27 protein-coding genes are annotated in these 23,304 nt (G+C 61.0%); all 27 read right to left on the reverse strand.

Going from position 1 to position 23,304, the window contains the following annotated elements:
* Positions 1–3 precede the first annotated feature (3 nt).
* Complete coding sequence (gene rpsE, locus CKO15_RS06495; RefSeq protein WP_200193750.1) at positions 4–507, reverse strand: 30S ribosomal protein S5; 504 nt, start codon at positions 505–507, stop codon at positions 4–6.
* A 17-nt stretch (positions 508–524) separates the two neighbouring features.
* Positions 525–878, reverse strand: coding sequence for a 50S ribosomal protein L18 (rplR, locus tag CKO15_RS06500; RefSeq protein ID WP_200193752.1), 354 nt, complete (start codon positions 876–878; stop codon positions 525–527).
* Between the two features lie 17 nt (positions 879–895).
* Positions 896–1,429 (reverse strand): 50S ribosomal protein L6, encoded by a 534-nt coding sequence (gene rplF, locus CKO15_RS06505; RefSeq protein WP_200193754.1) that lies wholly within the window; start codon positions 1,427–1,429, stop codon positions 896–898.
* 14 nt (positions 1,430–1,443) lie between these two features.
* Positions 1,444–1,839, reverse strand: coding sequence for a 30S ribosomal protein S8 (gene rpsH / locus CKO15_RS06510; RefSeq protein ID WP_200193756.1), 396 nt, complete (start codon positions 1,837–1,839; stop codon positions 1,444–1,446).
* 13 nt (positions 1,840–1,852) lie between these two features.
* Positions 1,853–2,158 (reverse strand): 30S ribosomal protein S14, encoded by a 306-nt coding sequence (gene rpsN, locus CKO15_RS06515; protein WP_200193758.1) that lies wholly within the window; start codon positions 2,156–2,158, stop codon positions 1,853–1,855.
* Positions 2,159–2,178: 20 nt separating this feature from the next.
* A complete protein-coding gene (gene rplE, locus CKO15_RS06520) occupies positions 2,179–2,718 on the reverse strand; it encodes a 50S ribosomal protein L5 (RefSeq protein WP_200193759.1) in 540 nt (179 codons plus the stop codon).
* A gap of 10 nt (positions 2,719–2,728) precedes the next feature.
* Positions 2,729–3,046, reverse strand: coding sequence for a 50S ribosomal protein L24 (gene rplX, locus CKO15_RS06525; RefSeq protein ID WP_200193761.1), 318 nt, complete (start codon positions 3,044–3,046; stop codon positions 2,729–2,731).
* A 12-nt stretch (positions 3,047–3,058) separates the two neighbouring features.
* Entirely contained in the window at positions 3,059–3,427 is a 369-nt protein-coding gene (gene rplN / locus CKO15_RS06530; RefSeq protein ID WP_200193763.1) for a 50S ribosomal protein L14, read from the reverse strand.
* 57 nt (positions 3,428–3,484) lie between these two features.
* Complete coding sequence (rpsQ, locus tag CKO15_RS06535; RefSeq protein WP_200193765.1) at positions 3,485–3,745, reverse strand: 30S ribosomal protein S17; 261 nt, start codon at positions 3,743–3,745, stop codon at positions 3,485–3,487.
* A complete protein-coding gene (rpmC, locus tag CKO15_RS06540; RefSeq protein ID WP_200193767.1) occupies positions 3,742–3,945 on the reverse strand; it encodes a 50S ribosomal protein L29 in 204 nt (67 codons plus the stop codon). The genes rpsQ and rpmC overlap by 4 nt, the downstream gene beginning before the upstream one ends.
* On the reverse strand, positions 3,945–4,358 hold the full coding sequence (gene rplP / locus CKO15_RS06545) for a 50S ribosomal protein L16 (RefSeq protein WP_200193769.1): 414 nt from the start codon (positions 4,356–4,358) through the stop codon (positions 3,945–3,947). Before rplP ends, rpmC begins: the two co-directional genes overlap by 1 nt.
* Before the next feature lie 18 nt (positions 4,359–4,376).
* Entirely contained in the window at positions 4,377–5,063 is a 687-nt protein-coding gene (rpsC, locus tag CKO15_RS06550; RefSeq protein WP_200193771.1) for a 30S ribosomal protein S3, read from the reverse strand.
* Positions 5,064–5,086: 23 nt separating this feature from the next.
* The gene (gene rplV, locus CKO15_RS06555; protein ID WP_200193773.1) at positions 5,087–5,419 is read right to left on the reverse strand and encodes a 50S ribosomal protein L22; all 333 of its coding nucleotides are present in this window, start codon (positions 5,417–5,419) and stop codon (positions 5,087–5,089) included.
* An 11-nt stretch (positions 5,420–5,430) separates the two neighbouring features.
* Entirely contained in the window at positions 5,431–5,706 is a 276-nt protein-coding gene (rpsS, locus tag CKO15_RS06560; RefSeq protein WP_200193775.1) for a 30S ribosomal protein S19, read from the reverse strand.
* Between the two features lie 13 nt (positions 5,707–5,719).
* Positions 5,720–6,544 carry a 50S ribosomal protein L2 gene (rplB, locus tag CKO15_RS06565; RefSeq protein ID WP_200193777.1) on the reverse strand — a complete coding sequence of 275 codons (825 nt, stop codon included), beginning with the start codon at positions 6,542–6,544 and terminating at the stop codon, positions 5,720–5,722.
* A 12-nt stretch (positions 6,545–6,556) separates the two neighbouring features.
* Positions 6,557–6,853 (reverse strand): 50S ribosomal protein L23, encoded by a 297-nt coding sequence (gene rplW, locus CKO15_RS06570; protein WP_200193779.1) that lies wholly within the window; start codon positions 6,851–6,853, stop codon positions 6,557–6,559.
* A complete protein-coding gene (rplD, locus tag CKO15_RS06575; protein ID WP_200193781.1) occupies positions 6,850–7,467 on the reverse strand; it encodes a 50S ribosomal protein L4 in 618 nt (205 codons plus the stop codon). Before rplD ends, rplW begins: the two co-directional genes overlap by 4 nt.
* An 18-nt stretch (positions 7,468–7,485) precedes the next feature.
* Entirely contained in the window at positions 7,486–8,136 is a 651-nt protein-coding gene (gene rplC / locus CKO15_RS06580; protein ID WP_200193783.1) for a 50S ribosomal protein L3, read from the reverse strand.
* Between the two features lie 169 nt (positions 8,137–8,305).
* On the reverse strand, positions 8,306–8,641 hold the full coding sequence (gene rpsJ, locus CKO15_RS06585) for a 30S ribosomal protein S10 (protein ID WP_200193785.1): 336 nt from the start codon (positions 8,639–8,641) through the stop codon (positions 8,306–8,308).
* A 6-nt stretch (positions 8,642–8,647) separates the two neighbouring features.
* Positions 8,648–9,838, reverse strand: coding sequence for an elongation factor Tu (tuf, locus tag CKO15_RS06590; protein WP_200193787.1), 1,191 nt, complete (start codon positions 9,836–9,838; stop codon positions 8,648–8,650).
* Positions 9,839–9,895: 57 nt separating this feature from the next.
* Positions 9,896–11,992 carry an elongation factor G gene (fusA, locus tag CKO15_RS06595; protein ID WP_200193789.1) on the reverse strand — a complete coding sequence of 699 codons (2,097 nt, stop codon included), beginning with the start codon at positions 11,990–11,992 and terminating at the stop codon, positions 9,896–9,898.
* A 77-nt stretch (positions 11,993–12,069) separates the two neighbouring features.
* Positions 12,070–12,537, reverse strand: a complete 468-nt coding sequence (gene rpsG / locus CKO15_RS06600) for a 30S ribosomal protein S7 (protein ID WP_200193791.1) — start codon at positions 12,535–12,537, stop codon at positions 12,070–12,072.
* Between the two features lie 13 nt (positions 12,538–12,550).
* Positions 12,551–12,928, reverse strand: a complete 378-nt coding sequence (rpsL, locus tag CKO15_RS06605) for a 30S ribosomal protein S12 (protein WP_200193793.1) — start codon at positions 12,926–12,928, stop codon at positions 12,551–12,553.
* A 167-nt stretch (positions 12,929–13,095) separates the two neighbouring features.
* The gene (rpoC, locus tag CKO15_RS06610; RefSeq protein WP_200193795.1) at positions 13,096–17,394 is read right to left on the reverse strand and encodes a DNA-directed RNA polymerase subunit beta'; all 4,299 of its coding nucleotides are present in this window, start codon (positions 17,392–17,394) and stop codon (positions 13,096–13,098) included.
* Between the two features lie 123 nt (positions 17,395–17,517).
* The gene (gene rpoB / locus CKO15_RS06615; protein ID WP_200193797.1) at positions 17,518–21,666 is read right to left on the reverse strand and encodes a DNA-directed RNA polymerase subunit beta; all 4,149 of its coding nucleotides are present in this window, start codon (positions 21,664–21,666) and stop codon (positions 17,518–17,520) included.
* A gap of 391 nt (positions 21,667–22,057) precedes the next feature.
* A complete protein-coding gene (gene rplL, locus CKO15_RS06620; protein ID WP_200193799.1) occupies positions 22,058–22,438 on the reverse strand; it encodes a 50S ribosomal protein L7/L12 in 381 nt (126 codons plus the stop codon).
* A gap of 77 nt (positions 22,439–22,515) precedes the next feature.
* Positions 22,516–23,049, reverse strand: a complete 534-nt coding sequence (gene rplJ / locus CKO15_RS06625) for a 50S ribosomal protein L10 (protein WP_338036012.1) — start codon at positions 23,047–23,049, stop codon at positions 22,516–22,518.
* Positions 23,050–23,304: the final 255 nt, after the last annotated feature.

Here is a 23,304-nt window from a genome sequence, read left to right on the forward strand (position 1 = left end):
TCGTCAACCCGTGATCTCTTCGATCGATTTCCCGCGCCGCGCGGCCACGCTCTCAGGCGAGTCCATCTGCGCAAGCCCCTCGACCGTAGCGCGCACCACATTGATCGGGTTGCGCGAGCCGACCGACTTCGCCAGCACATCCTGAATGCCCACGACCTCGAAAACGGCACGCATCGCACCACCGGCGATGATCCCGGTACCCGGCGAGGCTGGCTTCATGAAGACCTTGCTAGCGCCGTGAAAGTGGATCACCGGGTAGCGCAGCGTCGGCCCCTCGAGATGGACGCGCCGCATCCCGACACGGGCCCGCTCCATCGCCTTTTGGATCGCTGCGGGCACCTCGCGCGCCTTGCCATAGCCGAAACCGACCCGACCATCCCCGTCGCCAACCACCGTCAGCGCCGTGAATCCGAACTGTCGACCACCCTTGACGACCTTGGCCACCCGGTTGATCGTGATCAGCTTCTCACGCAGCCCATCGGCGGCGGCCTGTTCTCCATTCGCCATAATCGTATGCCTCTGCCCTAAAACTGGAGTCCCGCTTCGCGTGCCGCCTCGGCTAAAGCCCGCACCCGACCGTGATAGCGATAACCGGAGCGGTCAAAAGCGACACGCTCAATTCCGGCCTGTTTGGCACGCTCTGCAATCAACCGCCCCACCTCGCTCGCTGCTCCCCGGTTCCCGGTCCCCTGTTCGCGACCGCGCAGCTCCGGTTCAACCGTCGAGGCTGCAGCCAAAGTGCGCGAGCCATCAGGCGCCTGAATCTGAGCATAGACATGCCGCGGCGTCCGATGCACGGAGAGCCGATAGGCACCCACCTCGCGGATCCGCCCACGACTCCTGCGGGCACGGCGTATGCGTGCACTCTTCTTGTCCATCTTCGCTCTCCTGCTCGCTACTTCTTCTTGGCCTCTTTCAAGACCACACGCTCACCAGCATAGCGTACGCCCTTCCCTTTATAGGGCTCGGGCGGCCGGTAGCGCCGAATCTGCGCAGCCACTTCACCCACCTGCTGCTTGTCTGTTCCGCGCACGATAATCTCGGTTTGCGACGGCACCTCGATCGTGATCCCCTCTGGCGGCTGGAAGTGAATCGGATGCGAGTGTCCCAGCGTCAGGTGCAGGGTGTTCCCTTGCAGCTGAGCCCGGTAGCCGACGCCCTTAAGCTCCAGCTTGCGCTCGAACCCGGTGCTGACTCCGACTACCATATTGTTGACCAGCGCGCGCGTGGTACCGGTCAGGGCAACCGCCTGCACACCGCGATGACGCGGCTCGAAACGCAGCTCACCCTCTTCCTGCGCCGGCTTGACCCAGTCATGGCAATGCCACGACAGTTGGCCCTTCGGCCCCTTGACCGTAATGTCGTTGCCGTTCAGATTGACCTCTACGTTGGCAGGAATCCGAACCGGCGCTTTCGCCACTCTCGACATGATTGCTCGTCCTGTTAAAAGACCACACAAAGGACTTCGCCGCCGTGTCCCTCTGCCCGAGCTGCGCGATCCGTCATCACCCCGCGCGAGGTCGAGACGATGGCCGTACCGAGCCCATCGCGGACTTGCGGCAGATCGCTGCGCCCGCGGTAGGCGCGCAGACCGGGACGGCTGGAGCGCTGAATCTCGCGGATTGCGGGCCGCCCCTGGTGGTAGCGCAGCGTGATTTCCAACTCGGGCTTCTTCTCATCGCCGACAACCTCGTAGCCGTCGATGTAGCCCTCTTCGTAAAGAACCCGAGCAATCGCACGCTTAGCGCGTGAGGAGGGCATCCGCACGCTCGCCTTCTCGGCATGCTGACCGTTACGGATGCGGGTCAGCATATCAGCGATGGGGTCGGTCATCGTCATACTTGATATCCCCTTACCAGCTCGAGAAGGTCAGACCGGGGATCTCCCCGCGCACGGCAGCAGCGCGCAGCTGATTGCGCGCCAGCCCGAACTTTCGATAGTACCCACGCGGCCGCCCTGAAAGCGCACAACGGTTACGCTGCCGCGCCGGCGCGGCGTTGCGTGGAATCTGCTGCAGCTTGAGCTGCGCCTCGAAACGCTCTTCAACGCTCGATTGTGGGCTGCGAATAATCGCCTTGAGCGCCTCGCGCTTCGCCGCATACTGATTCGCCAGCTTGCGACGCTTACGGTCACGCTCGACCATACACTTCTTGGCCATCGGTGTCGCTCCTCTGGACGTTAGGTCCGGAAAGGAAAGCCAAACCCTTCAAGCAGGGCCTTCCCTTCCTCGTCGGTGCGTGCGGTCGTGGCTACCGTGATATCCATTCCGCGCACACGGTCAATCTCGTCGTAGTCGATCTCCGGGAAGATCAGTTGTTCCCGAACGCCGAGGTTATAGTTGCCGCGTCCATCGAAGGCACGCGGCGAGAACCCCCGGAAATCGCGAATTCGTGGCGCCGCAACGTGGATGAAGCGCTCCAGAAACTCGTACATCCGCTCTCGCCGGAGCGTCACTTTGCAACCGATCGGCCAGCCCTCCCGGATCTTGAAGCCGGCGACGGACTTACGAGCCCGCGTAACCAGCGGCTTCTGCCCAGTGATCTTAGCCAGATCGCCCTGCGCTGCGTCGACAATCTTTTTGTCGCGCACCGCCTCACCCAGACCCATGTTGAGTACAATCTTCTCGAGTCGCGGCACCTGCATGACGTTCTTGTAGCCGAACCGCTCTAGCAGCGCCGGGGTGATCTCATTTTGATACTGCTTTCTCAGAGTCGCCATCCTCGCCCCCTCACGCATCGACCGGCTGCTGATTCGACTTGAAATAGCGCACCTTGCGATCCCCGTCCCAGCGAATCCCGACGCGATCCGGCTTATCCGTCTCCGGATTGTAGATGGCCACGTTGGAGATGTGGATCGGGGCCTCTTGCTCCACGATACCGCCGGTCGAACCCTGCATCGGATTGCCACGGCGATGCCGTTTGATCATGTTCACATTGTCTACAATGACTTTATCTTGATCAGGCAGCACCCGCGATACACGGCCACGCCGCCCCCGATCCTTGCCGGCGATCACAACGACTTCGTCGCCCTTCTGAATCTTCCGCATGATAACCTCTGCCTACAGTACCTCGGGCGCCAAAGAGATGATCCGCATAAAACGCTCAGTGCGCAGCTCGCGGGTAACCGGCCCGAAGACCCGGGTGCCGATGGGCTGCAGGTTGTTATTCAGCAGCACTGCCGCGTTTCCGTCGAACCGGATCTGCGAGCCGTCGGCACGGCGCACGCCGCGGCGAGTCCGCACCACAACCGCGTTGTAGACCTCGCCTTTTTTCACGCGCCCGCGCGGAATCGCATCCTTGACGCTGACCTTAACGATATCGCCAATCCCCGCATAGCGGCGCTTGGAACCACCCAGCACCTTGATGCACTGTACTTGCCGGGCGCCGCTGTTATCCGCCGCCTTAAGGAGGGTCTCCATCTGGATCATGACGCTTTACCCGCTTCCGATTCGTGATGCCCCGCTCGGGGCGCCGCCGCGCCTCTCTCAGCCTGCGGCCCGCTCGAGCACTTTTACCAACCGCCACGCCTTGTTCTTCGACAAGGGACGGCACTCTTCAATGGCGACCCAGTCTCCCGCGCGCGCCTCATTCTGTTCGTCGTGCGCGTAGAGCTTCGTGGAACGCCGGATGTACTTGCCGTACAACGGATGCTTGACGCGTCGCTCAACGAGCACGGTTCGCGTCTTATCCATCTTGTCACTTACCACACGCCCATTGACGGTGCGGGTACTCTTTTCCTGACTCATGCCTGCTGCTCCGCACGCTTACGCTCATTGAGCACGGTCTTAATCCGGGCGATCTCACGCCGCACCCGCCCGAGCTGATGGTTGCGCGACAGCTGTCCGCTGGCCTTCTGCATTCGCAGCTTGAACTGCTCTTTGCGCCGCTCGATCAGCTCCTTTTCGAGCGCCCCGATCTCTTTATCGCGCAGCTCACTCGCCTTCATCACATCACCGTCCGCGTCACGAAGGTGGTCCTGACCGGGAGTTTGGCCGAAGCGCGCCGAAATGCCTCACGGGCCACTTCCTCCGAAACCCCTTCGATCTCGTAGAGCACACGCCCCGGCGCAATCGGCTCGCACCAGTGATCAACGTTGCCCTTGCCTTTACCCATCCGCACCTCAAGCGGCTTCTCGGTCACCGGCTTATCCGGGAAGACGCGAATCCAGATCTTGCCGCCGCGCCGGATGTAGCGGTTGATCGCCCGCCGCGCCGCCTCAATCTGCCGCGAAGTGATGGGTCCACGGGTCGTCGCCTTGAGGCCATACTCGCCAAAGCTCACACGGTCACCCCGCCGAGCCAGGCCGGTATTACGACCCTTCTGTTTTTTACGATATTTCGTACGTTTCGGCTGTAACATCGCCTAGCACCTCTTCGCTCAGCCTTGAGCAGCCGCAGCACGGCGCACACGCTCTGCCGGCGCCCCCTCGTTCTCGGTATCGATGATCTCGCCTTTGAAGATCCAGACCTTGACGCCAATCACACCATAGGTCGTCTTCGCCTCGGCAAAACCGTAGTCGATATCGGCACGCAAGGTGTGCAGCGGCACCCGGCCCTCGCGGTACCACTCCGTGCGGGCAATCTCCGCGCCGTTCAAACGTCCGGCCACCTGCACCTTGATCCCCTGCGCCCCGGCACGCTGCGCATTGGCAACGGCCCGCTTAAGCGCCCGCCGAAACATCACCCGGCGCTCCAACTGCCCGGCAATACTCTCGGCGACCAGGTTCGAGTCGGCCTCGGGCTTGCGAATCTCCTCAATATTGATATGCACCGGCACACCCATCTTGGCCGTAACCTGGCTGCGGAGCCGATCAATATCCTCGCCCTTCTTACCGATCACGATCCCGGGGCGCGCAGTATAGATCGTCACCAACGCATTCTTCGCCGGGCGCTCAATCTGGATACGACTCACCGAAGCATTCTTGAGGCGCTCGCGAATAAAATCGCGCACCTGCAGATCCGTATACAGATACTCGCCGAAGCGTTTGCTATCGGCGTACCACATCGAGCGCCAGTCTTCGGTGACGCCAAGCCTAAATCCCGTAGGATGGGTCTTATTTCCCATGCCGGCCTCTCTCGCTTATTCGCTCACGCCTCAGCGACCGCCACTGTAATGTGGCTGGTGCGCTTGAGGATCCTAGTCGCCCGCCCCTTAGCGCGCGGCCGTATGCGTTTCATCGTCGGCCCCTCGTCGACGCAGATGCGGGAGACCCGCAGCTCGTCGATATCGGCCGCATCGTTATGCTCAGCGTTGGCGATCGCCGACTCGAGCACCTTGCGGATAATACCCGCCGCTTTGCGGGGATTGTGCTCTAAGCTCCGCAGCGCTTCAGCCACGTGCAGGCCGCGAATCTGGTCGGCAACGAGGCGCGCCTTCTGCGGCGAGATGCGCGAAAAACGCAGTTTCGCTTGAGTCTCCATATCGCGCCCCCTTACCGCTTCGATTTCTTATCAGCCGCATGGCCGCGGAACGTACGGGTCACCGCGAATTCGCCAAGCTTGTGCCCGACCATATTCTCGTTGATCAGCACAGGCACATGCTGACGGCCATTGTGGATCGCGATCGTGAGGCCGACCATATCCGGCATCACCACCGAGCGTCGCGACCAGGTCTTAATCGGTCGCTTGCTGTTGTTTGCGTTCGCCTCTTCCACCTTCTTAAGCAGGTGGTAATCGATGAACGGCCCTTTCTTGGTCGAGCGTGGCACGGCTAATTACCCCTCAACGCTTCCGTCGGCGCACGATATACTTATCGGTGCGCTTGTTCTTGCGAGTCTTGTGCCCCTTCGTTGGCACACCCCACGGCGTAACCGGATGGCGACCACCGGCAGTCCTACCCTCACCGCCTCCATGCGGGTGATCGACCGGGTTCATTGCGACACCCCGAACGGTCGGACGAACGCCCCTGTGGCGTTTCGCACCGGCCTTACCGAGATTGCGCAGGCTGTGCTCACTGTTGCAGACCTCGCCCACGGTCGCCCGGCAATCGATCGGCACCCGCCGCATTTCACCAGAACGCAACCGCAGCGTCGCTGCTTCTCCTTCGCGAGCAACGATCTGCACGCTAGCCCCAGCAGAGCGCGCGAGCTGTGCCCCCTTACCGGGTTTCAGCTCGACACAGTGGACGTGTGTACCCACCGGGATATTTCGCAGCGGCAACGCGTTCCCGGGCCGAATCGGCGCCTCACGGCCCGCCTGGATAGGCGTCCCGGCATCAACCCCGCGGGGTGCAATAATATAACGCCTCTCGCCGTCGCGATAAAGCACTAATGCAATATGCGCGGAACGATTGGGGTCATATTCAAGTCTTTCGACCTTTCCGGGCACACCGTCCTTATCCCGCTTGAAATCGATGATGCGATAGCGTTGCTTATGCCCACCACCCCGGTGGCGCGTCGTGATCCGCCCAGAATTGTTCCGGCCACCACTCTTGGTCTTCTTGACCACCAGCGGCTCATAAGGACCGCCATCATGGAGGCGCTCGTCCTTCGGACGGACAACGAAACGTCGCCCCGGTGACGTCGGTCTGCACTTTACCAGTCCCATGACTCTTTCCCCTTACTCTGCGCCGAGGAAGTCGATATCCTCGCCTCCGACGAGAGTGACATACGCCTTCTTCCAATCGCGCCGCCGACCGTTCACACGCCCGAAGCGCTTGCGCTTACCCTTCGCGCGCGCCGTACGCACACCAGTCACTTGCACCTCGAAGAGCTTCTCGACCGCCTCCTTGACTTCCTGCTTAGTCGCATCGGGAGCAACCCGGAAGACGAGCTGCCCAGCCGACTCTGCGATCACCGTGCTCTTCTCCGAGATGTGCGGACCTTCCAGCACCGTGTAGAGCCGCTCCTCATTCATGACAACCACTCCTCAATGCGACGGACGGCAGCCACCGTCATCACCACCCGTTCGGCTCCGACCAGCGCTGCCGGATCGATTGCCGCGGCGTAACCGACCTCAATCCCTGGCAGATTGCGAGCCGCCAACTCAAGGTGGTGATCCGGCGTGTCAACGACAATCAGAGCCTTCTTGACGCCCAACTGACCAAGCTTCGCATCCAGCTCACGAGTCTTTGGTGCTGTCAGAGCGAACGACTCCAGCACGGTCAAGCGCTCCTGGCGCGCCAGTTCAGAGAGAATAGAGCGCAGTGCGCCTTGAAACATCTTGCGGTTGACCTTCTGCTCGAAGCTGCGCGGCTTAGCCGCAAAGGTCTGCCCGCCACCGCGCCACAGAGGGCTACGGATCGTTCCAGAGCGCGCGTTGCCCGTACCCTTCTGCCGCCACGGCTTCTTACCTCCGCCGGAGACCTCGGAACGCGTCTTTTGTGCCTTACTTCCCGCTCGCCCACCGGCCAGATAGGCAGTGACCACTTGGTGAACTAGCGCCTCCCGGAACGGCTCATCGAAGGCCCGTGCTGAGACTTCAACCTGACCGGCCGCTTCGCCTTTTTCGTTGCTGAGCTTGAGCTCCATGGCTCCCCCTGTTGCCTCTTACCCTTTGCACGCCGGGCGCACGATCAAATCGCCGCCGACGGCCCCAGGCACGGCACCGCGAATCAGCAACAGATTGCGCGGCCCATCGACGCGCACCACCTCAAGGTTCTGCACGGTCGCACGGCGGTTACCCATCTGCCCGGCCATCTTTTTGCCCTTAAAGACCCGCCCGGGGCTTTGGCACTGACCGATCGAGCCGGGAACCCGGTGCGACTTCGAATTGCCGTGACTGTTTCTCTGCGCACGGAAATTGTGCCGACGAACCGTGCCGGCAAACCCGCGCCCCTTACTCGTTCCGGTTACATCAACTTTTTGTCCGACCTCAAAAGCCTCGACGGTCAGTTGTGCCCCACTCTCCGGCAACGCCTCGTCTGCGGCGTGGCGCTGCGCATCCAGGCGCAGTTCCCAGAGACCACGCCCAGCCTCCACGGCAGAGCGTGCAAAGTGCCCAGCCTCCGGCTTGCGCACCCGCTGCGGCTTGCGCCGCCCGGTCGTCACCTGCACCGCGCGATAACCGTCGACGTCATCGGTCCTGACCTGCGTCACCCGATTCGGCTCCGCCTCGACGACGGTAACCGGGATCGATTGCCCGTCTTCAGTAAAAATCCGCGTCATGCCGCGCTTGCGACCGACGATTCCGATAGCCATCGTCCGCCTCTCCTCAAAAACTCTCAGTGCCCGACCCACGGTCGGTCGTGACGAACCCGCTGCTGAGTCGCACTGCGCGCCACCGCTGCCGGGCCGCGCCGCACGATCACCACCTGTGGTCACAGACGAGGGGCATCTACTCAGCCCCACGACTGTGCATCACCGCCTTTCAGTAGAGCTTGATCTGGACATCGACACCCGCGGCCAGGTCGAGCTTCATCAGCGCATCGACCGTTTTGTCCGTGGGATCAATAATATCCATCAAGCGTTTATGGGTCCGGATCTCGTACTGGTCGCGGGCATCCTTGTTTACGTGCGGCGAGGTCAAAACGGTGAACTTCTCCTTTTTGACCGGCAGCGGAATGGGGCCACGCACATGGGCCCCGGTCCGCTTCGCCGTATCGACGATCTCACGCGCCGACTGATCGATCAGGCGATGATCGAATGCCTTAAGACGAATCCGAATTCGCTGGTTCGTTGCTGTCGTAGTTGCTGCGGTCACCATAGCCGATTACTCGATGATTTTGGCGACGACGCCGGCGCCGACCGTGCGCCCGCCTTCGCGAATCGCAAAACGCAGCCCGTCTTCCATCGCAATCGGCGCAATCAGACGAACCTTCATCTTCACATTATCACCCGGCATCACCATCTCCGTACCCTCCGGCAACTCCACCGAACCGGTCACGTCCGTCGTACGGAAGTAAAACTGCGGGCGATACCCCTGGAAAAACGGCGTGTGACGCCCCCCTTCATCCTTGGAAAGAACGTACACCTCCGCCTCAAAGTGCGTATGCGGCGTGATCGACTTCGGCTGACACAACACCTGACCGCGCTCCACCTCGTCACGCTTCGTACCACGCAACAGCGCCCCAATGTTATCACCAGCCTCCCCCTGATCGAGAAGCTTGCGGAACATCTCCACGCCCGTACACGTCGTCTTGCGCGTCTCCGTCAGACCAACAATCTCAACCTCTTCGCCAACCTTGATCACACCACGCTCGACCCGGCCCGTCACCACCGTGCCTCGGCCCGAAATCGAGAAAACATCCTCAATCGGCATCAAAAACGGCTGATCCACCGCACGCTCCGGCTGCGGAATCGACTCGTCCATCGCCGCAACCAATCGCAAAATCGACGGCTGACCCATCTCCGAATCATCACCCTCCAGCGCCTTCAGCGCCGAACCCGTGATCACCGGAATGCTGTCCCCATCAAAATCATAATCACTCAAAAGCTCCCGGACCTCCATCTCCACCAGCTCCAGAAGCTCCGCATCGTCTACCATGTCCGCCTTGTTCAAAAAGACCACAATCGCCGGCACACCCACCTGACGCGCCAACAAAATGTGCTCCCGCGTCTGCGGCATCGGACCGTCCGCCGCCGAAACCACCAGCACCGCACCGTCCATCTGCGCCGCACCCGTGATCATGTTCTTCACATAGTCAGCGTGACCCGGACAGTCAACGTGCGCATAGTGACGCTGCTCCGACTCATACTCCACGTGCGCCGTCGCAATCGTAATCCCACGCGCGCGCTCCTCCGGCGCATTGTCAATCTGATCAAAGGCTCGCGCCTCACCCCCGTACGCGCCCGATAACACCTTCGTCAGCGCCGCCGTCAGCGTCGTCTTCCCGTGGTCCACGTGACCGATAGTGCCCACGTTCACGTGGGGCTTCTTACGCTCGAACTTTTCCTTGGACACGCCACACCTCGTTGATCTGATCGTTCTACGTTGAATCGAATGGCCTCAGCGCCGTTTCTACGACGCCTTTTTGATCACCTCGTCGGCGATGCTCGCCGGCGCCTCTGCATACTCCTCGAACTCCATGACGTAGGAGGCCCGCCCCTGCGTATTGGAGCGCAGGTCGGTCGCGTAACCGAACATCTCTTTAAGCGGCACCAGGGCGCGGATCTGCTTTCCGGTCGGAATGTCCTCCATCTTCTGGACATTGCCGCGGCGCCGGTTAAGATCGCCGACCACGTCACCCATATACTCCTCCGGCGTTGTCACTTCGACCTTCATGAGCGGCTCGAGCAAAACCGGATTCGCCTTCATGAAGCCCTCACGGAAGGCCATAGAGCCGGCAATCTTAAAGGCCATCTCGGAAGAGTCGACGTCATGATACGAACCGTCGTAGAGCTCGACGCGCACATCGACCGCCGGGTAACCCGCCAAAACGCCCTCTTCCATCGCTTCGCGACAACCCTGGTCAACCGAAGGGATGTACTCTTTAGGCACCACGCCACCGACGATCTTGCTCTCGAACTCGTACCCCGCCCCGCGTTCCTGCGGCATCATGCGGATGCGCACGTGACCGTACTGACCCCGACCGCCAGATTGGCGGATAAACTTGCCTTCCTGCTCGACCGGCTTGCGAATCGTCTCCCGGTAGGCCACCTGCGGTTCGCCGACGTTGGCCTCGACCTTGAACTCACGCTTCATCCGATCAACGATGATATCGAGGTGCAACTCCCCCATCCCGGAGATAATCGTCTGCCCCGACTCTTCATCGGTGCGCACGCGGAACGACGGGTCTTCCTGCGCCAGACGGCCCAGCGCTTGCCCCATCTTCTCTTGATCGGCCCGGCTCTTCGGCTCCACCGCCACTGCAATCACCGGCTCGGGGAACTCCATCCGCTCCAGCGTGATCTTGTTGCTCGGATCGCAGAGGGTGTCCCCAGTCGTCACATCTTTGAGGCCGACCGCGGCGGCGATATCACCCGCTCGAACCTCTTTGATCTCTTCGCGCTGATTAGAGTGCATCTGCAGAATCCGCCCGATGCGCTCCTTCTTGCCCTTAACCGGGTTGAAGATCTGGTCGCCGGAGCTGAGCACGCCGGAGTAGACACGGAAGAAGGTCAGGTTGCCGACGTAAGGGTCGTTCGCGATCTTAAAGGCCAGCGCCGAGAAGGGTTGCTCATCGCTCGACTCGCGTGTTGCAACGGTCTCACCGTCATCCAGGATCCCTTCAATAGCAGGCACCTCATTGGGCGCCGGCAAGAACTCGATAACGGCATCCAGCAGCGTCTGTACGCCTTTGTTCTTAAAGGCCGAGCCACACAGCGCCAGGACGATCTCGTTTTTCAAGGTGCGCTGGCGCAAGCCGCTTTTGATCTGCTCATTGGTCAGCTCGCCGTCGCTCAGGTAGGTATCCATGAGCGTCTCGTCGGCCTCCGCCGCAGCCTCGATCATCGCCTCGCGCGCCTCTTCGGCCTCAGCTACGAGCTCGCTCGGAATCTCCTTCTCGCTGTAAGTCATCCCTTGCGGATCGCGATCCCAATAGATCGCGGTCATCCGAATCAGGTCGATCACGCCCTGGAAGTCTTCCTCAGCGCCGATCGGCAACTGAATCGGTACCGGCGTGGCACCAAGGCGGCTACGCATCTGCTTCACCACCCGAGAGAAGTCGGCACCGGCCCGGTCCATCTTATTGACGAAGGCGATCCGCGGCACTCCGTACTTGGTCGCCTGCCGCCACACCGTCTCGGACTGCGGCTCAACGCCGCCCACAGCACAAAAAACCGCTACCGCGCCATCCAGCACACGCAGAGAACGCTCGACCTCAATGGTGAAGTCGACGTGCCCCGGAGTATCGATGATATTAATCCGGGTCTCCGGGTACTGCTGATCCATCCCGCTCCAGAAACAGGTGGTCGCCGCCGAAGTGATTGTGATCCCGCGCTCCTGCTCCTGGGACATCCAGTCCATGGTCGCCGCACCGTCGTGCGTCTCGCCCATCTTATGGGAGATCCCGGTATAAAACAGGATGCGCTCGGTAGTTGTGGTCTTACCCGCATCAATGTGGGCCGCGATGCCGATATTCCGATAGCGCTCGATGGGCGTCTTGCGTGCCACGGTGGATACCCCGCCTATTGAATTGCCATGAACCAGAAACGATCAAACTCAACCCCGCGCGCAACGCGCGCCGGCACTTACCATCGATAATGCGAGAAGGCCTTGTTCGCCTCGGCCATGCGGTGCGTATCTTCACGTTTTTTGACCGCAGCACCGCGACTCTCTGCCGCCTCTTGCATCTCGTTTGCCAACCGGGCAGCCATCGTCTTCTCACCACGCTTACGGGCCGCCTCAAGCAGCCAGCGCATTGCGAGCGTCTGCCGGCGCTCAGGACGAACCTCGACCGGAACCTGATAGGTTGCACCACCGACACGCCGCGACTTCACCTCGACGCGGGGCTTGACGTTCTCCAGCGCACTCTCCATAACCTCAACCGGATCGGAGTGCTTCGCGCCAATGCGCTGCAGCGCGCCGTACATAATGCGCTCGGCCACTGCGCGCTTGCCGTCGAACATCACCATGTTGACGAACTTGGTCAGCACCTCACTCCCGTACTTGGGGTCAGGAAGAACCTTGCGCTTGGGAACCTCTCTTCTCCTGGGCATTGATCGAACCCCGTTACTTCTGTTTCGGGCGCTTGGCGCCGTATTTGGAACGACCCTGCCGGCGCTTGTCGACCCCCGCCGTATCCGCGGCTCCGCGGACCACGTGGTAGCGGACACCGGGCAGGTCCTTGACACGACCACCACGAATCAGAACCACGGAGTGCTCTTGAAGGTTATGCCCTTCACCACCGATGTAGGCGGCCACTTCGTAGCTGTTCGTCAACCGCACCCGAGCCACCTTACGCAGCGCCGAGTTCGGCTTCTTCGGAGTCGTTGTATAAACACGTGTACACACGCCGCGCTTTTGCGGACACCCCTCAAGAGCGGGGACGCTGCTCTTCGCGGTGCGCTTGGTGCGCCCTCTGCGCACGAGCTGATTGACTGTCGCCATAGGGTTTCGCGCTCCGTACCGACCCAAAAACGACAGGCCGGCGGGCCGGCCTGTCGAAGACGCGGAATTTTAGGGGTAACTGATCGTTTTGTCAATTCCCCCTGCTCGTTATCGTGACCCGGGGACGCGCCGCAAACATCCGGTCCCGCCCCGGGCCGCTTGTGCGGCTACTCGCTGCCGCCCTGATTACGCTCGAGGTTGGTGGTCTCCTCACCCTCATCGCCGTTGCCACCATCGCCGAAGACCTCGGCTGCCTGCTCAGCAGGCGAGAGCACAGCCTCGGCAGCCAGCGGTGCGCGCCGCCGGGCCGAGTGATAGGCAAAGCCGGTCCCGGCAGGGATCAAGCGACCAACGATGACGTTCTCCTTGAGCCCCCGCAGATCATCACGCACACCGCGCGTAGCGGCCTCCGTCAATACCCGGGTCGTCTCCTGGAACGACGCCGCTGAGATGAACGACTCGGTCGATAGCGACGCCTTAGTGATCCCGAGCAGCACCGGCTCGTAAGTCGCTGGCTCCTTGTTAGCAGCCACCAGACGTTCGTTCTCTTCCAGTAGTTTGGAGCGATCGAGCTGCTCGCCCTTGAGATAAAACGAATCCCCCGGATCTTTGACCTGCACCTTACGCAACATCTGGCGGATGATGACCTCAATGTGCTTGTCATTGATGCCGACACCCTGCAACCGGAAGACGTCTTGGATCTCCTGGACGATATATTCCGAGAGGCGTGTGATACCAAGCAGCCGCAGAACGTCGTGAGGGTTCGGCTCCCCATCGGCGACCACTTCGCCACGCTCGACATGCTCGCCCTCGAAAACGGTCACGTTGCGCCACTTGGGGATCAGCTCCTCGTGCGTCTCACCATCCTGCTGGGTGATGATCAACCGTTGCTTGCCCTTGGTCTCACGTCCAAAGCCGACCGTACCCGAGGCCTCGGCGAGGATCGCCGGCTCCTTCGGCTTGCGCGCCTCGAAGAGGTCAGCCACTCGTGGCAGACCACCGGTGATATCACGGGTCTTCGAAGCCTCCTGTGGAATCCGTGCCAAGGCATCACCGACGCGCACCTCAGCATTGTCCTCGAGCGAGACGATCGCCCCAGCCGGCAGGTAGTAGTGGGCGGGGATCTGGGTCCCGGCAATATTCAGATCGTTACCAGCACCGTCGACCAACTTGATCATCGGCCGTAGATCCTTATAAGCCACCCGCTCTTCACTGACCTTGCCGCTGGCATCACTGCTGTGTCGCTTGTGCTCACCGGTACCGCGACTCTTCGGATCGGTGACCACCAGACTAGCCAGGCCGGTCACTTCATCGAGTTCGCGATGCACGGTAACGCCTTCGACAAAGTCGTGGAAGCGCACATACCCATCGACCTCGGTGACGATCGGATGCGTATGCGGATCCCAGTTCGCAACCACCTGCCCCGCATCGACAGCCGCACTGTCACCGACGCTCAGGACCGCCCCGTAGGGGATCTTGTAGCGCTCCCGCTCGCGGCCGTACTCATCCATCACCGTCAACTCACCTGAGCGCGATACGGCGACATAGTTGCCACTGTGGTGCTGCACCGTCTTGATGTTGTGCAGCCGCACATGGCCGTTATTCCGCACCTCAATCTGCGAAACCGCCGCCGCCCGCGATGCCGCCCCACCGATGTGGAAGGTCCGCATTGTCAACTGCGTGCCCGGCTCACCGATCGACTGCGCTGCGATGACACCGACAGCCTCACCGATATTCACGGAGTGCCCGCGCGCCAGATCGCGACCATAACACTGAGCACAGACACCGTGCCGCGTCTCGCAGGTCACCGGTGAGCGCACCTTGACCTCGTCGATGCCGTAGCGTTCAAGACGCTCCACCCACTCCTCATCCAGCAGCGTACCGGCCTCGACCGCGATCTCACTCCCACCGGGAACCACCACGTCCTCGGCCACGACACGCCCAAGCACGCGCTCGGCCAGGGTTTCGACGACATCTCCGCCCTCAATGATCGGCGTCAGCACCAATCCTTCGAGGGTTCCGCAATCGACCTCGGTGACCACCAGATCCTGCGAGACATCGACCAGACGGCGGGTCAGGTAGCCCGAGTTCGCCGTCTTCAGTGCGGTATCAGCCAAACCCTTCCGCGCGCCGTGGGTCGAGATAAAGTACTGCAGGACGTTGAGCCCCTCGCGGAAATTAGCGGTGATCGGCGTCTCAATGATCGAGCCGTCCGGCTTCGCCATCAGACCACGCATCCCAGCCAACTGTCGGATCTGCGCCGCCGAACCCCGAGCCCCTGAGTCCGCCATAATGAAGATGGAGTTCAAAGACTTCTGGAGGGTCTCGCGGCCTTCACCATCAACCACAACCTCCTTGCCCATCTTCTCCATCATCGCCGAGGCGACCTGATCGTTGGTGTGCGCCCAAATATCGACCACCTTGTTATAGCGCTCCCCGCTGGTCACCAAACCGGAGGCGTACTGATCCTCGATTTCCCGGATCTCCTCCTCGGCGCTGCGCAACATCCGTTCCTTCTCCGGCGGCACCTCCATATCGTCGACACCGATCGACACCCCGGCCTTAGTCGAGTAGTGGAAGCCGGTGTACATCAATTGGTCGGCGAAGATAACGGTGCCCTTCAGGCCGACCCGCCGATAGCTGATGTTGACCAGCTTGGAGATCCCCTTCTTATCAAGCTCGCGATCGACTACATCGAATGGCAAGCCATCGGGCACGATCTCAAAGAGCAATGCCCGGCCAACCGTCGTCTGCCGGCGTGAGACCCGCTCACACATCTCACCGCTCTCATCGGGCATTCGCTCGCGAATCCGCACCTCGACCCGTGCGCCGAGCTCGGCAGCCCCGGTCTGATAGGCCCGGTGCACCTCCTGTACATTGGCAAACCGCATCCCTTCGCCACGCGCATTGACGCGCTCACGGGTCATATAGTAGAGGCCAAGGACGACATCCTGCGACGGCACGATGATCGGCTCACCGGAGGCTGGCGAGAGGATGTTATTGGTCGACATCATCATCGCTCGCGCCTCAAGCTGTGCCTCGAGCGAGAGCGGGACGTGGACCGCCATCTGATCGCCGTCGAAGTCGGCGTTGTAGGCCGTACAGACCAACGGGTGCAGCTGAATCGCCTTACCTTCGATGAGCACCGGCTCGAAGGCCTGAATACCGAGACGGTGCAGCGTCGGCGCACGGTTCAGCAGCACCGGGTGTTCCCGGATGACCTCATCGAGGATATCCCAGACCTCACCGGTCTCTCGCTCGACCATCTTCTTGGCCGCTTTGATCGTCGTCGCCAAACCGCGCCGCTGCAGCTTGGAGAAGATAAACGGCTTGAATAGCTCCAGCGCCATGCGCTTGGGCAGGCCGCACTGGTGTAGACGCAGCGTCGGCCCGACCACGATCACCGAACGCCCCGAGTAGTCGACGCGCTTACCGAGCAGATTCTGGCGAAAGCGCCCCTGCTTGCCCTTGATCATATCGGCGAGCGACTTCAGCGGCCGCTTATTGGTGCCGGTAATGGCACGCCCGCGTCGACCATTATCGAGCAAGGCATCGACCGACTCCTGCAGCATACGCTTTTCATTGCGCACGATGATATCGGGTGCAGCCAACTCGAGCAGACGCTTTAGGCGATTGTTGCGGTTAATGACCCGTCGATAGAGATCGTTGAGATCGGAGGTGGCAAAACGCCCGCCATCCAGCGGTACCAGGGGCCGCAAATCGGGCGGCAACACCGGCAACACCGTCATAATAAGCCACTCAGGCTTATTGCCCGATTCCAAAAAGGCCTCGATCAGCTTCAACCGCTTGGAGAAACGCTTGATCTTAGACTCGGAGCCCGTCGCTTCGATCTCATCGCGCAGACGCCGCGCCTCGGCCTCCAGGTCCATGCCCTTGAGGATCTCGAGCACCGCCTCGGCGCCCATGCGGGCGTCGAACTCATCGCCGTGCTCTTCGATGGCCTCCAGATACTGCTCATCGGTGAGCAACTGTCCCCGCTCCAACGCCGTCATGCCAGGCTCAATGACAATGAAGGCTTCGAAGTAGAGCACGCGCTCGATATCGCGCAGCGTCATATCGAGCAGCAGCCCGATGCGTGACGGCAAGCTCTTCAGGAACCAGATGTGAGCCACCGGACTGGCCAGATCGATGTGCCCCATCCGCTCGCGGCGTACTTTGGCTACGGTGACCTCGACGCCGCACTTCTCGCAGACAACGCCGCGGTGCTTGAGCCGCTTATACTTGCCACACAGGCACTCGTAGTCTTTGATCGGGCCGAATATTTTTGCACAGAAGAGACCGTCACGCTCCGGCTTGAAGGTTCGGTAGTTGATCGTCTCCGGTTTTTTGACCTCGCCGTAGGACCAAGAGCGGATCATCTCGGGCGATGCCAGCCCGATACGAATCGCATCGAAGTCCTCCAGTTGAGCCCCCGGCTGCTTGAAAAGGTTGAGAAGATCTCTCATATCTGCTGCCCGCTCGCGCTAGATTCGTTGCTGAACAGCGCTCGGGCGCCACCGCCACCTGGATAACCGGTGAGCGAAGAGCGCCCAAACGCTGTGCCGCTGTTGCTCATCCACTTAGAGTCGTCAGTCGTCCCGCTCCAGCTCGATGTTGATACCGAGTGAGCGGATCTCCTTAACCAAAACGTTAAACGACTCCGGCATCCCCGCCTCCATTCGGTGATCACCGTCGACGATATTCTTATACATCTTCGTGCGGCCAGAGACGTCGTCCGACTTGACGGTCAGCATCTCTTGCAGGGTGTAGGCCGCGCCGTACGCCTCAAGCGCCCAAACCTCCATCTCACCAAAACGCTGTCCGCCGAACTGCGCCTTACCACCGAGCGGCTGCTGGGTCACCAGCGAGTAAGGCCCAGTGGAACGCGCGTGAACCTTGTCGTCGACGAGGTGGTTGAGCTTGAGCATGTACATATAGCCGACAGTCACCGGGCGATCGAAGGCATCGCCCGTGCGTCCGTCGTAGAGCGTCGTTTGCCCTGACTCAGGCAATCCAGCTAAGCGCAACCAGCGCTTAATCTCCTCTTCGTTCGCACCGTCGAAGACCGGCGAAGCGACCGGAACCCCGGCGCGCAGATTACGACACAAGGCGAGCAACTCTTCGTCGCTGAAACTGTCGAGATCTTCCTTGCGGCCCGAGACGTTGTAGATTTCCGCCAAGAACGCGCGCAACTCGGTCAACTGCGCACGCGCCTCAAGCATCTCGCCAATCCGTCTGCCGAGCCCATTCGCAGCCCATCCAAGGTGGGTCTCCAAGACCTGGCCAACATTCATCCGTGACGGCACACCGAGCGGTGAAAGCACCACATCGACCGGCGTTCCATCCTCCATGAAGGGCATATCCTCTTCGGGGACAATCATGGAGATCACACCTTTATTACCGTGCCGTCCGGCGAACTTATCCCCGGGCTGCAGACGCCGCTTGACCGCCAAGTGCACCTTGACCGTCTTCAACACCCCGGGCGAGAGGTCATCCCCTGCGGTGATCTTCGCCTTCTTCTCCTCGAAACGCTTCTCGAAGCGCTCTCGCTGCGCCTCTAGCTGGTGGCGCACGGCCTCGAGCTGCTGATTGACATCCTCATCGCGCATGCGGATCTCGAACCAACGCTCCCGCGGCAAACCACGCAAGTACGCCTCGGTGACCTCGACGCCGCTGCCAAGGGCGTTCGGCCCTCCCTCGGCCTGCCGCCCAACGAGCAACCGCTCCAGGCGCGAATAGGCATCGTCTTCGAAGATCCGCGCTTCGTCATTCAGATCCTTGCGCACCCGGGCGATCTCTTCACGCTCAATCGCCCGTGCCCGCTCATCCTTGTCGACACCATCGCGGGTGAAGACCTGCACATCGATGACGGTACCATCCATGCCGCTCGGCACCCGCAGCGAAGTATCTTTAACATCGGAGGCCTTTTCGCCAAAGATCGCCCGCAGCAGCTTCTCCTCGGGAGTGAGCTGCGTCTCGCCCTTCGGCGTCACTTTGCCGACGAGGATGTCGCCGGCTTTGACCTCGGCCCCGATATAAACGATACCCGACTCATCGAGTCGAGCCAGCGCCGACTCGGAGACGTTCGGGATGTCGGAAGTGATCTCCTCGGTACCGAGCTTGGTATCGCGTGCGACACAGGTCAACTCTTCGATATGCACTGAGGTGTAGCGATCCTCCTTGACCAGGCGCTCCGAGATTAGGATCGAATCCTCAAAGTTGTAGCCATTCCACGGCATAAAGGCGACCAGCATGTTCTGCCCAAGCGCCAGTTCGCCCATATCGGTTGACGGCCCATCGGCCAGCGCATCGCCACGCTCGACCCGATCACCGGCATAGACCAGCGGCCGCTGGCTAAAGCAGGTGTTCTGGTTCGAGCGCGTGTACTTCGTCAAGTTGTAGATGTCGACGCCCGGCTCACCGGCATTGGTCTCGTCGTCGTTGACTCGGACTACGATCCGGCTCGCATCGACCTGCTCGACCATACCGCCGCGCTCGGCCGTCACGATCACGCCCGAGTCACGCGCAACCGTGCGCTCCATACCGGTACCGACCAAGGGCTTCTCTGCGCGCAAGGTAGGCACCGCTTGGCGCTGCATGTTCGCCCCCATTAGGGCACGGTTGGCATCGTCGTGCTCCAGGAAGGGCACCAACGAGGCCGCCACCGAGACAATCTGTCGAGGCGAGACATCCATATACTGGACCCGATCGGCTGTCGCCATCGTAAACTCATTCTGATGACGACAAGAGATCAAATCGTCGGCTAGCTGACCGCTGTCGTCGACGCGCGCATTCGCCTGCGCGATGACGTAGCGCGACTCTTCGATCGCCGAGAGGTAATCGACCTCATTCGTGACTTTACCATCGACCACTCGCCGATACGGGGTTTCCAAAAAGCCGTACCGGTTAGGCCGAGCGTAAACCGCCAGCGAGTTAATCAACCCAATATTCGGCCCCTCCGGCGTCTCAATGGGGCAGACCCGGCCGTAGTGCGTCGAGTGGACATCACGAACCTCGAATCCGGCTCGCTCACGCGTCAACCCCCCCGGACCGAGTGCCGAAATCCGCCGCTTGTGCGTAACCTCCGAAAGCGGATTGTTCTGATCCATGAACTGCGACAGCTGTGAAGAGCCAAAGAACTCCTTGATCGCCGCCGCCACCGGCTTGGCATTGATCAACTCCTGCGGCATCAACCCCTCGCTCTCAGCCAGTGAGAGCCGTTCCTTCACAGCGCGCTCGACGCGAACCAGTCCCACTCTGAAGACATTTTCCGCCATCTCGCCGACCGAACGCACCCGACGGTTGCCAAGGTGGTCGATATCGTCGACCTGGCCATTGCCATTACGGATATTGATCAACTCACGCAACACCGCTAAGACGTCGGAGTGTGCATCGCCGTAGCGCTCATGCAGGCTGCCAGCCTCGTCGTTGCCATCGGCGAGCAGACCAAAGTATTTCCCGTCGTAGAGAATTCCCGGCCCGGTTACTTCTTCATACCCAACCCTGAGGTTGAACTTCATGCGCCCCACCGGTGAGAGGTCGTAGCGCTCGCCCGTAAAAAAGAGGCTATGGAAGAGATTCTCCGCCGCATCTTTCGTCGGTGGTTCCCCCGGGCGCATCATCCGGTAAATCTCGACGAGGGCCTCCATCGGCGTGCGCGTCGAATCGACAGCCAGCGTATTCGACATGTAGGGGCCACGATCGAGATCATTGACGTAGAGCGTCTCGATCTCCTTAATGCCGGCATCGAGCAAGCTCTGGAGGGTATCCCCCGTCAGCGTCGAATTGGCCTCGACGAGCACCTCCCCGGTCCCCGGGTCGACCACATCGCGGGCAAGGATTTTGCCGTTGAGATACTCCTCGGGGACCTCAAGTTGATCGACCCCGGCCTGTTGTAGCTGCCTGACGTGCCGTGCGGTCACCCGACGCCCCGCTTGCACGATCGGTTCGCCATCCAGGTAGACATCGAAGCTGGCGGTTTCACCACGCAAACGCTCAGGAATCAGCTCAAGGACAACGGTCCCATCACCGCGCAACTCGAAGCGGTCGGTCTCGAAAAAGGCCTCCAGGATCTCTTCAGACGTGTACCCGAGCGCACGCAGCAGAACGGTCGCCGGCAATTTGCGCCGCCGATCGATACGCACGTAAATCGAGTCCTTAGGATCGAACTCGAAATCGAGCCACGACCCGCGATAGGGAATAACCCGGGCTGAAAAGAGCAATTTCCCCGAGGAGTGGCTCTTCCCCTTATCGTGATCGAAGAAGACCCCGGGGGAACGGTGCAGCTGATTCACGATGACACGCTCCGTACCGTTCACCACAAAGGTGCCGGTGGAGGTCATCAAGGGCAGCTCCCCCATGTAGACCTCTTGCTCCTTGATGTCTTTAACGCCACCACTCTCCTTGTCGTAGATCGCCAAACGCACCAGCATGCGCAGGGGGGCGGCGTAAGTTAGACCACGGTTTTGACACTCCTTAACATCAAAGGGCGGCTCACCGACACGGTACGTAACATACTGCAGCTCCGCATTTCCGGAATGACTGCGAATCGGAAAGACCGAGCGGAACGCGCCTTCTAGGCCTACATCCTGTTCTCGTCGCTCCTCGGCAACATCCTCCTGCAAAAACTGCCGATAAGAATCGATCTGGGTAGCGAGCAAGTAAGGGACTTCAAGGATATTCGGGAGTTTGCCGAAGTCCTTGCGAATGCGCTTCTTCTCGGTAAACGAATAGGCCATCGGGCTTCCTCAGCGCTTGAGCAGCTTCTTGAACCAGGCCACGGCAGGCCACCATACCTCGCCGCGGTCATCAATCATGTCAACCTAGCGTCCTAGCGACGCCACACGCGACCCACCCGCTAGCTCATGCTATACGGCGCGTCGCGCAAAATTCTGTGCTATACCTCTTGTCAGCAGCCGTTTATCACTCCACTATGGCGACCTGCGCCTGTGCGCTGGATCGATCGCCGCGCCCTGCCCCTCGCCACTCCCGCTACCCCCCATGCGCGGCTCAGGCCGGGAAAAATTCTCTTTTTATTTTCGCATGTTAACAACAGAGGCGGGCCGGCGACCCACAGGCCGCCAGCCCCACAAAAGAGTGCCGCGGATCCGAAAACCGGGCACGCCTCGCTCACTTGAGCTCGACGCTCGCCCCGGCCTCTTCCAGCTTGCTTTTGACCTCTGCGGCCTCGTCCTTCGAAGCGCCTTCCTTCACCGGCGCAGGGCAGCCCTCAACGAGCTCCTTGGCCTCCTTCAGCCCCAGACCGGTGACTGCACGAACCGCCTTAATCACGCCGACTTTGTTGTCGCCGTGCGAGGTCAAGACGACATCGAACTCGGTCTGCTCCTCGGCAGCGGCCTGCTCACCGCCACCAGCCGCCGCCGGAGCCGCAGCAACCGCTGCCGCTGCGGTCACTCCGAACTTCTCTTCCATCGCCTCGATCAACTCAACCACTTCCATCACGGTCATGTTGGAAATGGTCTCGAGAATATCGTCTTTCGATACCGCCATCTTCAGTGATCTCCTTAACTCAAAGACTCAAGCGAGCAAGATCCGGCTGGACCTTGTCAGGTGTATAGCGTGGCCAGTCAGGCAGGTGATCCCTGCTTGGCATCGCGAACCGCGGCCACCGTGCGCACCAGCTTGCCCGGCACCTCGTTCATGGTCGTCGCCAGCTTTTGCACCGGAGCACGCATCGTCGCCATCAGACGTGACAACGCCTCCTCGCGCGTCGGCAAGCTTGCCAATCGCTCAAGATGCTCAGCAGAGTAGGCCGTACCGCCAAAGGCCACACTGCGCGCTGCCAATGCGCTGTGCTCTTTCGCAAAATCGCGAACCAAGCGCGCCGCAGCACCCGGGTCCTCCTGAGAGAACGCCAGCAGCAGCGGGCCGTGCAGCGTATCGGTCAGGCACTCAAAATCGGTGCCAGCAACGGCCCGCCGGGCCAGCGTGTTCTTGACGACACGCAGGTAGACACCACGCTCGCGCGCCAGAGCGCGCAGTTGGTCCATCTCCCCGGCAGAAAGGCCCCGATACTCGGCGGAGACCGCGGTCAGCGCCTGTTGCGCCACCGCCGACACCTCCTGCACCATCGCCTTTTTCTGTTCCAGACTCAGTCCCATCGTCCATCTCCTGGGAAGGTTGCTCTCCTCGGAAGTCGCCTCCCGGGAGCCGATGGCACGTCCCAGCGGGGACGCTTCTCGGCTCTCTCGAGCCGGCTTCACGGTGGCGAAGTGCAGGCTCCTCGCTTGCGCCACCGTCTACGCTGGCGGGCCACACCTCAGCCCTTTAAGCCCCCGGCAGGTACAGTTTGACCTCATACCTGCCTTATACCCTTACCAAGGGCACCGGCGGTCTCGGACGGCTCTCCTTGTCGT

This window comes from Halorhodospira abdelmalekii (assembly GCF_016583625.1).
GTDB lineage: Bacteria > Pseudomonadota > Gammaproteobacteria > Nitrococcales > Halorhodospiraceae > Halorhodospira > Halorhodospira abdelmalekii.